This window comes from Prevotella sp. RM4 (genome assembly GCF_000701965.1).
Taxonomy (GTDB): Bacteria; Bacteroidota; Bacteroidia; order Bacteroidales; family Bacteroidaceae; genus Prevotella; species Prevotella ruminicola.
Window position 1 is genome coordinate 599,574 of sequence record NZ_JNKG01000007.1, and the last position, 12,907, is coordinate 612,480.

General features: G+C 49.1%; 12 protein-coding genes. 8 read left to right on the plus strand and 4 right to left on the minus strand.

Going from position 1 to position 12,907, the window contains the following annotated elements; all coding sequences use genetic code 11:
* Positions 1-333: 333 nt before the first annotated feature.
* The 4 genes from T499_RS0103760 to T499_RS0103775 form a co-directional block, all read right to left on the minus strand.
* The gene (locus T499_RS0103760; protein WP_232221042.1) at positions 334-1,353 is read right to left on the minus strand and encodes an IS3 family transposase; all 1,020 of its coding nucleotides are present in this window, start codon (positions 1,351-1,353) and stop codon (positions 334-336) included.
* A 35-nt stretch (positions 1,354-1,388) separates the two neighbouring features.
* A complete protein-coding gene (locus T499_RS14810; protein WP_198021235.1) occupies positions 1,389-1,580 on the minus strand; it encodes a hypothetical protein in 192 nt (63 codons plus the stop codon).
* A gap of 274 nt (positions 1,581-1,854) precedes the next feature.
* Positions 1,855-2,448: a TlpA family protein disulfide reductase gene (locus T499_RS14040; protein ID WP_052173354.1), complete on the minus strand. Its 594-nt coding sequence runs from the start codon at positions 2,446-2,448 to the stop codon at positions 1,855-1,857.
* A gap of 22 nt (positions 2,449-2,470) precedes the next feature.
* A complete protein-coding gene (locus tag T499_RS0103775; protein ID WP_033149783.1) occupies positions 2,471-2,875 on the minus strand; it encodes a PaaI family thioesterase in 405 nt (134 codons plus the stop codon).
* A 140-nt stretch (positions 2,876-3,015) separates the two neighbouring features.
* Here T499_RS0103775 and T499_RS0103780 point away from each other — a divergent pair, with 140 nt between their 5' ends.
* The 8 genes from T499_RS0103780 (at position 3,016) to T499_RS0103815 (ending at position 12,907) form a co-directional block, all read left to right on the plus strand.
* On the plus strand, positions 3,016-4,659 hold the full coding sequence (locus tag T499_RS0103780; protein ID WP_084162876.1) for a DUF2207 family protein: 1,644 nt from the start codon (positions 3,016-3,018) through the stop codon (positions 4,657-4,659).
* 80 nt (positions 4,660-4,739) lie between these two features.
* Complete coding sequence (locus T499_RS0103785; RefSeq protein WP_033149785.1) at positions 4,740-4,943, plus strand: hypothetical protein; 204 nt, start codon at positions 4,740-4,742, stop codon at positions 4,941-4,943.
* A gap of 40 nt (positions 4,944-4,983) precedes the next feature.
* Positions 4,984-6,411 carry a bifunctional metallophosphatase/5'-nucleotidase gene (locus T499_RS0103790; protein WP_033149786.1) on the plus strand — a complete coding sequence of 476 codons (1,428 nt, stop codon included), beginning with the start codon at positions 4,984-4,986 and terminating at the stop codon, positions 6,409-6,411.
* A gap of 66 nt (positions 6,412-6,477) precedes the next feature.
* Complete coding sequence (locus T499_RS0103795; RefSeq protein ID WP_033149787.1) at positions 6,478-7,857, plus strand: TMEM43 family protein; 1,380 nt, start codon at positions 6,478-6,480, stop codon at positions 7,855-7,857.
* A gap of 3 nt (positions 7,858-7,860) precedes the next feature.
* Entirely contained in the window at positions 7,861-8,880 is a 1,020-nt protein-coding gene (locus tag T499_RS0103800) for an AAA family ATPase (protein WP_013064924.1), read from the plus strand.
* A gap of 19 nt (positions 8,881-8,899) precedes the next feature.
* On the plus strand, positions 8,900-9,832 hold the full coding sequence (miaA, locus tag T499_RS0103805) for a tRNA (adenosine(37)-N6)-dimethylallyltransferase MiaA (protein WP_033150181.1): 933 nt from the start codon (positions 8,900-8,902) through the stop codon (positions 9,830-9,832).
* Positions 9,833-9,869: 37 nt separating this feature from the next.
* Positions 9,870-10,805: a diacylglycerol/lipid kinase family protein gene (locus tag T499_RS0103810; protein WP_033149788.1), complete on the plus strand. Its 936-nt coding sequence runs from the start codon at positions 9,870-9,872 to the stop codon at positions 10,803-10,805.
* Between the two features lie 152 nt (positions 10,806-10,957).
* Positions 10,958-12,907, plus strand: a complete 1,950-nt coding sequence (locus T499_RS0103815) for a glycogen debranching enzyme N-terminal domain-containing protein (protein WP_084162877.1) — start codon at positions 10,958-10,960, stop codon at positions 12,905-12,907.

Sequence of the window (12,907 nt, forward strand, 5' to 3'; positions counted from 1 at the left end):
CGTACTACATAAAATGCCCTGCTGGCGGGCTGGAATGGTACATTAGTTCATTAGTTCATTTTGTAAAATTTAGTAGCGCATCCGTGGGCTCTTATTGCTTTATATAATTTATATATATTATAATATATATAAATTTAATATATAATATAGAATAAATACAGTCTCCACCTCCCGTTACCCTCTCTCGCCCTCCTGCTTGTGTCTCTTAGAATTGGAAATGAACTAATGAACTATTGTACCATTGTGGAGAGTGTCATTTGAGTGTACTTCCCTAGAAAAAGTTGAATGGTTTTTAACTTAACCCTGCCATAGGTTGAATGCTCTTTTGGTACCTTAATCCTTATCCCTGACAGAGGTTGAATAATTCTCTCTTAACCCTTGTTTTTGTTGAATAGGCTCCGCGGAAAGCCGTTCAATCATATTCAGGGTTTGCGGTGCAAAGGTACATGCTCCTTCTTGAATTTCCAAATTTTCGAGGTACTTTTCTCTATAACTTATCCATTTTTTCTGTATTTTACCCATACAAGAGGCTGCCTGACGTGGAGTCCTGTTGTTCAGCGACATGTGTGGACGCTCATTATTATAGAAGGCTATTGCTTTACCCAAAGCTCTTCTGAGCTCTCCTATGGAGTGGAATTTGATATCCTTGAGCAGTTCGTTCTTGACGGTGTTGTTCTGACGCTCAGCCACTGCATTGTCCTTGGGATCGCCGCTCTCCGTCATACTGATTTTGATACCCGCCTCAATAAGCAGCGATGTATATGCTGCACTGACGTACTGGATACCTCTGTCCGAGTGGTGGATGAGGTTGACTACCTCGTCTACGGGCAATGTCTCAAGAGCCTTCATGAGGCACTCTACGCTGCACCAGGCTTCCATTGTCTCGCCTATATACCAGCTGATGATTTCCTTGGTATAGCAGTCCGTTATCATCGAGAGGTAGCAGAAGTCATAGCTACCATCAGGATTCCAAATAGGGATATATGTAATATCCGTCACCCAGATTTGATTTTTACGTATCGGTATGATATCCTTTACCAGATTAGGATACGTAGGGAGGCCGTGAGTGGAGTCTGTTGTGCGAGGGCGACGCCTTGGAAGCCTTACGTTCAAGCCGTTACGGGCAATGATTGTTTCCATCTTGTCGCGCCCCACCATATACTCGTAGTCTTCGCCAAAGCGCTCGCGATACATGTAGTGGAGTTTGGGGCCGCCTATGCCAGGATCTATCTGGCGTATATCCTTAATGAATTGGATGACCATTTCCTCCGTCAATCGTTGCTTGCCTAACGTTTCCTTGTGCTGGTAGTACGCTTGCCAGCTTTTGCCAAACAGCCGGCAGAGAAGGCCCATGGTTTGGCCCTTGACCTTCTCTGCGGCAAGCGTCTTTACTGTTTGGCACCAGATTTTTTTCTGATCGGAATCTTGAATGTTTTCTCGGCCTCGTCAATCATCACGTCCTTTGCATGATTCATCCACTCTGCCATCTTCAATGCTTCCGCCAGGCGCTTGTTCTCTTCCCTGAGACGGGCCAGTTCCTCGGCCTCGGTCTCTACTGGTTTCTGACTCTTCTTTGGCATAATTGACGGATTTGGTTTGACATTAGGAATGCCTTTACCACTATTTGCAGGCACCTTTCCGTCTGCAAAGGTACAAATCCATCTGTAAATACTCTTCCTACCAATACGAAAATCTGCACATAATTGCTCGATTGGAACATGATTTAACAAATGAGCCTTCACAATCATTTGTTTTTCCTCCAAAGTTTTACGTCTATTGACGACTCTGTGCTTCTTCGCTAATTCTTGCAACCCTAATAAATCTTCGTTTTTCTCCATTTTAAAACGTTGTTTTTTATTCAACGTTTTTCAGGGTAAGACAGAGTGCGGACTTGATGGCGTCGAGGATTTCGGCGCGTTTTTGCTCGGATGTGCCGTGAACGGCGTAGCGTACGATGCCCTGCTTGTCGACTACGATGGTGAGTGGAAATCCTAATGAACCAATCCATGGCATCATGGTCTTGTCTTCAACAAGATGGATCCAGTTGAACTGACGGTTGTCGGTGATTCGTTTGGTGGTGGCAGCATCGTGGAATGTTGCTGAAAAATACAACACTTCGGGTAGCTGCTGCTTCCATTCTGAAAGAATCGGCATCTCAGCAAGGCATGGTCTACAGCCGGAATACCATAGATTAAATACGGCTACACGACCACGGATGCTATCGGAGTTCCAGGTGTTGCCATCGATGTCTTTATCAGAGAAAGTTGGGAACTTATCGCCTGCATGGGGATAGTAGAACGAACCATCGGACTTGATGGCTGACTGCGTGCTTGCTTTCAGCTGGGCAGAAAGACTCATGTAGTGCTGAACGATGGCATCGCGCTCTTTATCCTGTGCCGAGGCGGTGATGGATAATGTTAATGCCGTTAGGAGAATGATTGCTTTCATTTTTATTAGTTTTATGTATGATTTATTTTTGGGGAAGCGGCTTGGATTTGCGGTAGCCCATGCCGGTGACGTGACAGATGGGTTTGCCGTCCTGGTTGGTGACGCTAACCTGAACAGAGGGGATCTTATGGTGATCGGCTACGAAGGTGGCTTCGGCCCTAAGATGGTCGCCCTCCAAGGCGCTGGCCACGAACATGATGTTGTTGGAGATGCCGAAGGTGAGCTCGCCGTGCTGGTTCATCAAGGCGGCGATGGCAAGGTCGGCTAAAGTGAACAAAGCTCCACCCTGGCAAACATGGCCGCCATTCAGGTGCGTGGAGTTTACGGTCATCTCGGCTACAGCATGCTGATCGTCTACCTCTACTATCCTACAACCTGCGTTGGCTGCAAAATGGTCGGTCTGGTTTAATAATTCTTTAATATCCATGATTGTACTGTTTTTGCGTGCAAAGATACATAAAAATATGTTTTATTAAAGCCAATTAACATAGTTTAAAGGAAGAAACGTTAAATATTAGTGTCGAAGGGTGCTACTTTCGGCACTATTTTTTAAATTTGCACCTTGTAATGAAAGCGAAATTGACAATCGTACTTTTGCTGCTTGGGGTAATACAGGTATTGGCCCGTCCGCAGTTGCACGACCTGGACATACGGGTGGTGCTTGACAGGAATGGCGACGCCCTGATTACTGAAACACGACAGATGACCATTGATAGCGAGGGTACAGAGTGCTATATTGGCTTGGCTAACATGGGGCCAAGCATTGTAAAGAACCTGACAGTGACCGACGAAACGGGCGCCCGATATGTATATACGGATTGGGACGTGAACCAGACGCGCAGTTGGAAACAGTACAAATGCGGTATTGTTACCACCAAGCGCGGCTTTGAGCTGTGCTGGGGCCTGGGTGCCGAGGGCGAGCGTACGTACACCACCACTTATGTGATGACTGGACTGGTGCGCGGCTATCCCGATGCGTGTGCCATCCGCCATGTGTTTCTGGATACCGCTGTATCGCCAAAACCTGAGCATGCCCGTGTGGCCATTACCACTGCCGACAGTACGATGATAATCAATGAGGACTCGTGCGGCGTGTGGGGCTTTAGGTTCGAGGGTGAGATATGGATGCAGGACGGCTTTGTGATGGCCGAGACCACCAAACCCATGAGCAGCGAGGCTGGACTGTACCTGATGGTGAAATTCCCCAAGAGCATGTTTGAGCCTACCGTATGGGAGAACGATACCTTTGAGAACAAGAAGGAAGAGGCCTTTGAGGGTAGCGACTACGTGTATGATGAGGACGACGAGGATGATATGAGTCCCTTTGAGTGGGTGCTGTTTATCCTGTTTTACGGCGGTGCAGCCCTGGTGGTAATTGGTGGCGCCGTGTGGCAGATGTACCGTGTATGGCGGGCCAAGCGCCAACTGAACAAAGGGCTGACGTGGTATCGTGATGTGCCAGTGAACGGCAATCTGCAGGAGGCTAACAAGATACTGAATGCCTATAAATATTTTAACAGCGATTATAATAACCTGATGTCGGCTTGTATCCTGAAATTGATCAGCATGGGCGTTATCACCATTGAGACAAAACCTAACTCGAAGGGTAAGATGGAACCCAACTTCGTGATGCACGACTACAAGGATATTGACAAGCAGCCTGTGCTGATGCGCCAGCTGTACAAGATGTTTAAGGATGCGGCAGGCAGCGACAGAATACTGGAGCCATGGGAGCTGAAATCGTATATGAAGAGCAGAACCCATCAGAGTGCTATCGACCAGTTTATCACTACCTTGCACGCCAAGAAGGATCTGTCGAAGTATCCTCCATACGATAAGGGCGTGAACGAGGTGTTTGGATTGCGAAAATTCCTGAAAGAATTTACGCTGCTGGATGAGCGCGAACTGAAGGAAGTAAAGCTGTGGAAGGATTATATGATATATGCCACGCTGTTTGGTATAGCCGATAAGGTGATTAAGGAAATGAAGCAGGTGAACCCTGCCTACTTTGATATGGACCGTGTGGCCAGTACCATGGCCGACAACATGACGCTGCCACTGATTTACAGTACCCTGCAGCGTAGTACATCGAGTGCCGTGGCTGCCAAGGCAGCACGCGAACACCGTGCAAGCGGTGGTGGCGGACACTCGTCGTGGGGAGGCGGCGGAGGCGGCTTCTCGGGCGGCGGCGGCGGAGGCGGCGTACGATGATACATGAAACATTAAAGATTAAAGATTAAACATTAAGCTTTGAGCTTGAAAGATTAAAACATTAAGGAACGTATAACGAAATGAAACTGAAAGTGAATCGTACAACCATCGAGTTGTTTGAAGGCGCAGAGATACGCCACGCATTGATTTCTTATCTGACCAGACGGCGGATGAGCTTAAAGTTTTTGGAACAGTTGGAAGTAACTGACGTGTGGGGACATGAGATTGACCTTGATGCGCCCGCGAGTGCATTTACACAAATCAGACTGAAGTTTAAAGATTAAACATGAAACATTAAAGATTAAACATTAAACATTAAACATTATGTTTAAAAAGAAATATGTATTGGCATCGATGATGCTGCTGGCAGGACTGTGTGTTCAGGCCGGCGAAAAGAAAGAGCTACACATACTGAGTGCTAACGATATGCATGCGGCTATAGAGTGCATGCCACGAGTGGGTTTTGTGGCCGACTCGCTGCGTGCCTTGTATCCCAACTTGCTGGTGCTGAGTGCCGGCGATAACCGTTCGGGCGAACCCCTGAACGATATGTACGAGATACCAGCCTATCCGATGGTGGCACTGATGAATATCATTGGTTTTAATGCTACCACACTGGGTAACCACGAGTTCGACTCAGGGCAGGAGGGTTTGGCTAAGCTGGTTAGCATGTCGGCTTTCCCCACGCTGTGTGCCAATGTGCAGCCCGATGCCAAGTGGAACATGCACGTAAAGCCTTACCAGGTGTTTGATTGCGGCGGTATTAAGGTGGGTATCGTAGGTGCTGTGGCACTGGGTGCGATGGGTATCCCCGAGAGTCACCCTAAAAATACGGTTGATATCAAGTTTACCGACCCTCTGGAGACATTGCAGCAGTACCAGTTTCTGCGCAAGGAGTGCGATGTGGTGCTGTTCCTCTCGCACCTGGGCTTTGAGAGCGATGTAAAGGTGTCGAAGGATCTGCCTTGGGTGGATATCATCGTAGGTGGACACAGTCACACCCAGCTGAAGGGTGGTGAGATGCACAATGGCCTGTTTATCACCCAGAACAAGAACCGACTGGCTTGTGTTACCCATACCACACTGACACTTGAGGATGGTAAGGTGGTGGATCGCCAGGCCGAAAACATCGCCATTCGCGGTGGTAAGAACGAGAATAAGGTGGTAAGAGCCTTGGTGGATTATTTCTCGCAGAACCCTGCCTTCTATCGTGTGCTGGCACAGGTGGACACACCATTTGAGTGCTACGAGGAGTTGGGTAACATGATGTGCGATGCCTACGTACAAGAGGGTCATGCCGACCTGAGTTTCCAGAATCCGGGTGGTGTGCGCTACGAGACAAAGCCTGTGGGTGGCTTTACCGTGGCCGATGCCCTGCGACTGGACCCATTCCAGAACGAGGCTATCGAACTGCAGTTGACTGGTAAGGAGCTGATTGACATGATGAAGAAGTGCTACGACAACGATAACCAGGGATTCCCCTATGTAGGTGGCATGAAGGTGGATTACACCGTTGACTCTGCTACCAAGGCCCTGACAAAGGTGGTGCTGTATGGTGAGGACGGTAAGAAGCTGAACCTGAAAAAGACCTACAAGGTGATTACCAACAGCTATACGGTGGCCATCAGCACTACTAACCGTAAGGACCCAGGTAAGGGTATCGGTAAGATTACTGCCCAGCTGGTGATGGACTATCTGGAGCACCAGGGCCACGTGAGCTATCAGGGCAGTAGGAGAATTTTTAGACATTAAACATTAAAGATTAAACATTAAACATTATACATTAAACATTATACCAATAACCTATTATTTATTATTATGGCTTATCAAGAAGTAAGAACCACGGGATATGGAACCCGCGTAGGAAATTCGTTTAAGGCTATAGGCGGCGGCATTGTGCTGTTCTGCTTGGGTACTGCATTACTTTGGTGGAACGAAGGACGTGCAGTGAAGACCGAAAAGATGCTGGAAGAGGCAGGGAGCGCCTATGTAGAGATGCCTAACCCCGCCAAGAAGGATGCCCAGCTGGAGGGCGAGCTGATTTGTGGTACGGCACTGGCCACCACACAGGATTCGTTGATTGACAAGGATTTTGGCGTAGGTGCCACAGCCATCGCCATGCGACGCACCGTGGAGTACTACCAGTGGGTAGAGCATGCTAAGGAAAAGAGCGAAGACAAGTTGGGTGGCAAAGAGGTAACTACTACCACCTATACCTATACCAAAGAGTGGGTGAGCCGCCCCGTTGAGAGTGCTGAGTTTAAGGATCCCGCTTACCAGAAAAAGAACATGGTGCTGACAACTGTTGAGAATGACCAGCAGTATGCCGAGAACGTAGAGTGGGGTGCCTATAAGCTGAACGAGAGTCTGATTCACGCCATTTCTTCGCGTGAGGCACTCGACCTGGCCATTGCCGAGGATCTGCTGAAGCAATTCGATAAGAACACCCAGACCGCTTACGAGCGATTCTACGGTGCCCCAAAGAATAACAATCAGCCTGCACCTGAGGCCCAGCAACCAGCTGCCATCCCCGATTCGATCAAGGCCCTGCTGCCTGATTCGGTAAAGGCTCAGTTGGACTCGATACAGGCTGTGAACGACTCGATTAACAAAGCCATGGAGGCTGCTCAGAATAAGAAGGATCTGGCGTATGTACACCAGGCTGGCAACGTGCTGTACTTTGGACGTGTGCCTGGAAGTCCTGAGGTGGGTGATGTGCGTGTAACCTTCGAGAAAGTGGTGCCTGCCAAGGTAACGGTGATGGCCGTGGTAGATGGCGACACCTTTAAGCCCTTTAAGGCCAAGAACGGCAAGCGATTCCAGACGCTGGTGATGGGTAAGAAGAGTGGCGACGAGATTATTGAGGCCGAGCAAGAGGGTAACAACTTTATTAAGTGGGCCCTGCGCATTGTGGGTATCCTGATGGTGATTGGCGGATTGAAGGGCATCTTCGGATTCCTGGAGACTATCCTGAAGGTGGTACCATTCATCGCTGGCATTTTCGGCTGGGGTGTTGGATTGGTATGCACCATCCTGGGTGTAGTGTGGAGCCTGATAGTGATTGCCCTGGCATGGCTGTTCTACCGTCCGCTGTTGGGCATTACCTTGCTGGTTATCGCAGGTTTCCTGGTATGGGTATTCGCCTTTAAGGGTAAGGACAAGTTAAAGGAATTGGCCGCTAAGGCTGCAACCAAGTAATATATGGATTTTAAAGAGTTTGCCAATAAGTTCCTGAAAGGGTGTGGCTGTGTTAGCATCATCTGTTTCGTAGTGGTAGCCCTCATCTGCATTTTCGTGCCCGATGAGGAAGAGGAGAACAAGGATGAGAACCAGACAGCCCAGACGGAACAGGTAGAGAAACGTGACAGCGTGATCGTGAACGAACCCCTGGAGGGCGACCCCTACCAGGAGCTTGACGAGCTGATAGGCTTGGGAAGTGTGAAGGACGAGGTGCGATCGCTGGCCAACTTTGTGAAGCTGCAAAAGCAGCGCGAGGCAAAGGGACTGAAAACGGCTAAGGTGAGCTACCATCTGGTGTTCTACGGATCGCCTGGTACGGGTAAAACCACCGTGGCACGTATCGTGGGTCGTATCTACAAGGACCTGGGTGTGCTGAAGCGTGGACATACCGTTGAGACCGATCGTGCAGGCCTGTGTGCCCAGTACGTGGGACAGACAGGACCCAAGACCGACAGCGTGATTATGAAGGCGCTGGATGGTGTGCTGTTTATCGACGAGGCCTACTCGCTGGTACCTGAACAGGGCAACGGCAACGACTACGGACAGGAGGCCATATCTACCATCCTGAAGCGTATGGAGGACTATCGCGACAGATTGGTGGTGATCGTGGCTGGTTACAAGAACGAGATGCAGCGTTTTATCGACTCGAACCCTGGATTGCAGTCGCGCTTTAATCGCTACATCGACTTCCCCGACTACACGGGTGGCGAGCTGGCTCAGATATTCAAGATGTACATGAAGAAGAACCAGTACACCCTCTCGGCCGATGCTGAGCAGTATCTGAAGGAACGCTTTGAGTATGCTGTGGCCCATAAGGACCGCAACTTTGGTAATGCCCGTTATGCTCGCAACGTGTTTGAGAAGAGCATACAGGCCCAGGCCAACCGTTTGGGCGGTATGAGCAACCTGAACAAGGAACAGCTGACGGAGTTGACAGCCGATGATCTGAAGGCCGGCTTCGCTTCTAAATCGAATATATAATAATGTGCTAATGAATAGAATGATAACGATATTGGGACCAACCGCCTCGGGTAAAACACCCGTGGCGGCCCACCTGGCAGCCAAGATCGGGGGTGAGATTATCTCGGCCGATTCGCGCCAGGTATATCGTCGCATGGATATCGGAACGGGTAAGGACCTCGATGATTATACATTAAACATTAAGGATGAAACATTAAACATTCCTTTCCATCTGATAGACATATGCGAACCAGGTACCAAATACAATTTGTTTCAATACCAACAGGACTTTTACGATGCCTACCAGGACATACAGGGTAGGGGCAAAACACCCGTGCTGTGTGGTGGCACGGGCCTTTATATCGAGGCTGTGCTGAAGGGCTACAAACTATCGCCTGTGCCCCAGAACCAGGCGCTGCGCGACAGTCTGGAGGGCAAAACACTACCTGAGCTTACACAGATGCTGCAGGAGCTGAAGGCCAGAACGGGCTCGAACATGCATAACAAGACAGATGTGGATTCGTGTCAGCGTGCCATCCGTGCCATCGAGATTGAGACGTATAATTTCGAGAACCCAGTGCCCCGTAGAGAGCTGCCACCTGTGGATTCGCTCATCATCGGTATCGATATCGACAGAGAGTTGCGCCGTGAAAAGATTACCCGCCGATTGAAGGCCCGTTTGGAAAATGGAATGGTCGACGAAGTGCGCCGTTTGCTCGACGAAGGCATTGCACCCGAGGATTTGATTTACTACGGATTGGAGTATAAATTCTTGACAGAATATATTATAGGACAGCTCACATACGATGAGATGTTCAGCAAGCTCGAGATAGCCATTCATCAGTTTGCCAAGCGACAGATGACGTGGTTCCGCGGCATGGAGCGTCGTGGCTTTACCATCCACTGGATTGATGCCACCCTCCCCATGGAGGCAAAGATTGCCCAAATCGCATCTTTAATGTTTAATGTTTAATCTTTAATGTTTAATCTTTAATGTTTAATATATTCCGATGGCAGTAGAAACTACAAGATGGGCTATACTTTATTGCCCCAAAACAGGTGTCTTTAACTCGCATAAGCGTTGGGAGAAGATACAGAAGGTGCTGGACGAGCGTCAGGTGCAGTACGACTTTGTACAGAGCGAGACAGCCGACAGCGTGGAACGATTAGTGAAAATGATGATACAGAACGGCTACAAAACCATTGTAATCGTGGGTGGCGACTCGGCCTTGAACGATGCCGTGAACTGTCTGATGATGGAAGAGAAATCCGTACGCGACGAGATTGCTTTGGGCGTGATACCCAATGGCGTGCTGAACGACTTTGCCAAGTTCTGGGATTTCGACGATGATAAGATAGAGCAAACCATCGATTGGCTGATCAAGCGTCGTGTGCGCAAGATCGACCTGGGCTGCATTCGCTATATCAACAAGAAAGGCGACAAATGTCATCGTTATTTCTTGAATTGTATTAACATCGGACTTACTGCCGACATCATGAATCTGCGTCGGCAGACACGTCGTTTGTTCGGCTCGCAAACCTTATCGTTCCTGGTAAGTTTGTTTGTGATGCTGTTCCATCGTATGGAGTATAAGATGAAGCTGAAGATTAACAGCGAGGTGATAGAGCGCAAGGTGATGACGGTGTGCATAGGATCGGGTCCTGGCTACGGTCAAACACCTAATGCAGTGCCCTATAACGGTATGCTGGATGTGAGCGTGGTTTACCACCCCGAGGTGGTGCAGCTGATTGAGGGTTTGTGGCTGTTGGTGGCAGGCCGATTCCTGAACCATCGTAGCGTACACCCCTACCGCACCAAGGAGATTGAGGTGGAGTACGCCAAGAAAGCCATCGTGGGCATTGATGGGCGCATGATGAAAACGCCTGTGGGTTCGTGCAGGATCACGGTTGAACAAGAAGTTGTAAATTTCTTGATACCAGAATAAGAATAAGGGTGCGCAACGATTGTGCACCTTTTTTCTTTAAACGTAAATAAATGTTAAATATCATTTAGGTTTCTTTGAACTCTGCATAAAAATGCCTACCTTTGGAAAATCAAACTTGAATATTCACTAATAAATACCTTTAGACAGGAACTATGAGCTACCTACGTTTAGAAAAGGCCGTGATGACTAACCTGCAGGAAAGTCTGGTCCGTGAGTTCCTCCGAACCAATCGTTCGGGCGCCTATAGCAGCTCTACACTGGTGGACTGTAATACGCGAAAGTACCACGGATTGCTGGTAGTGCCCGTGCCTGAGTTGGACGATGAAAACCATGTGCTGCTTTCATCGCTCGACTGTACGGTTATCCAGCATGGAGCCGAGTTCAACCTCGGACTGCACAAGTATCAGGGCAACAATTTTAGTCCTAACGGACACAAGTACATCCGAGAATTCGACGCCACTACCGTTCCTACTACTACTTATCGCGTTGGTGGTGTGATCTTAAAGAAAGAGGTAATCTTTCAGCATTACGAGGATCGCATCTTAATTCGTTACACTTTGGTGGATGCACACTCAGCTACTACACTACGTTTCCGCCCATTCCTGGCTTTCCGCAGCGTGCGACAGTTTACACACGAGAACGCTACTGCCAGCAGAGAGTACAGCGAAGTTGAAAATGGAATTAAGACCTGTATGTATGCCGGCTATCCCGACCTGTACATGCAGTTCTCGAAGAAGAACGAGTTTATCTTCCAGCCCGACTGGTATCGTGGCATAGAGTATCCTAAGGAGCAGGAGCGTGGTTACGCTTCGAACGAGGACCTTTACGTGCCTGGTTATTTCGAACTGCCTATCAAGAAGGGTGAGAGCATTATCTTTGCAGCCTCTACCTCGGCTATCAAGCCAACGGCTATGAAGAAGCTGTTCGACAACGAGGTGAACGATCGTGTGCCTCGCGATAACTTCTACCACTGCTTGGTAACAGCTGCACACCAGTTCCACCGCAAGGAGAAGAACCACGACCGCTATCTGCTGGCAGGTTATCCCTGGTTCAAGTGCCGTGCCCGCGATACATTTATCGCTCTGCCAGGACTCACCCTCGCTATCGGCGAGATCGACTACTTTGAGAAGGTGATGATGACGGCCGAGCGCGACCTGCGAGCCTTTATGGAGGAGAAACCACTGAGTGGTAAGATATACGAGATGGAGCAACCCGATGTGCCCCTGTGGGCGGTATGGGCCATGCAGCAGTACGCCAAGGAGGTGGGTCGCGATAAGTGCTTCGAGATGTATGGTAAACTGTTGCACCAGATTATCAAGTACATTCTGGACGGTAAGCATCCTAACTTGCGACTGGATGACAACGGCTTGCTCTACTCGAACGGAAAGGATAAGGCTGTAACGTGGATGAACTCTACTGCCAACGGTAAGCCCGTGGTGCCACGTTCAGGCTACATTGTAGAGTTTAACGCCCTGTGGTATAACGCCCTGAAATTCTGCGCCCTGATGGCTAGCGAGAAGGGTGATGCAAAGGGCGCTGAAATGATTGAAAAACTGGCTGCCAAGGTGAAGGATTCGTTCATAGAAACCTTTGTAAACGAGTACGGCTATCTGCTGGACTATGTGGATGGCACGATGATGGACTGGAGCGTACGTCCGAATATGATTTTCGCTGTAGCCCTCGACTACTCGCCACTGAACCAGCAGCAGATGAAGAGCGTGGTGGATATCTGTACCCGCGAGCTTCTGACACCAAAGGGATTGCGTTCGCTCTCACCAAAGAGTGGTGGTTATAATCCTATCTATGTGGGTCCGCAGACCCAGCGCGACTATGCTTACCATCAGGGTACCGCATGGCCTTGGCTGGGTGGTTTCTATATGGAGGCCTGTCTGAAGCTGTACAAGCGCTCACGCCTGAGCTTTGTGGAGCGACAGATGGTGGGCTATGAAGACGAAATGGACTATCATGCCATTGGTACCATCTCTGAACTTTTCGACGGTAACCCGCCATTCCATGGTCGTGGTGCCATGTCGTTTGCTATGAACGTGGCCGAGATTCTGCGCACGCTCAAGTTGATGGAAAAGTATTCATATCAAAAGTAA

Coding starts and splice junctions, on each gene's coding strand:
- T499_RS0103760 (WP_232221042.1), bottom strand. CDS start 1,353: ATGGGCCTTCTCTGCCGGCTGTTTGGCAAAAGCTGGCAAGCGTACTAC.
- T499_RS14810 (WP_198021235.1), bottom strand. CDS start 1,580: ATGCCAAAGAAGAGTCAGAAACCAGTAGAGACCGAGGCCGAGGAACTG.
- T499_RS14040 (WP_052173354.1), bottom strand. CDS start 2,448: ATGAAAGCAATCATTCTCCTAACGGCATTAACATTATCCATCACCGCC.
- T499_RS0103775 (WP_033149783.1), bottom strand. CDS start 2,875: ATGGATATTAAAGAATTATTAAACCAGACCGACCATTTTGCAGCCAAC.
- T499_RS0103780 (WP_084162876.1), top strand. CDS start 3,016: ATGAAAGCGAAATTGACAATCGTACTTTTGCTGCTTGGGGTAATACAG.
- T499_RS0103785 (WP_033149785.1), top strand. CDS start 4,740: ATGAAACTGAAAGTGAATCGTACAACCATCGAGTTGTTTGAAGGCGCA.
- T499_RS0103790 (WP_033149786.1), top strand. CDS start 4,984: ATGTTTAAAAAGAAATATGTATTGGCATCGATGATGCTGCTGGCAGGA.
- T499_RS0103795 (WP_033149787.1), top strand. CDS start 6,478: ATGGCTTATCAAGAAGTAAGAACCACGGGATATGGAACCCGCGTAGGA.
- T499_RS0103800 (WP_013064924.1), top strand. CDS start 7,861: ATGGATTTTAAAGAGTTTGCCAATAAGTTCCTGAAAGGGTGTGGCTGT.
- miaA (WP_033150181.1), top strand. CDS start 8,900: ATGATAACGATATTGGGACCAACCGCCTCGGGTAAAACACCCGTGGCG.
- T499_RS0103810 (WP_033149788.1), top strand. CDS start 9,870: ATGGCAGTAGAAACTACAAGATGGGCTATACTTTATTGCCCCAAAACA.
- T499_RS0103815 (WP_084162877.1), top strand. CDS start 10,958: ATGAGCTACCTACGTTTAGAAAAGGCCGTGATGACTAACCTGCAGGAA.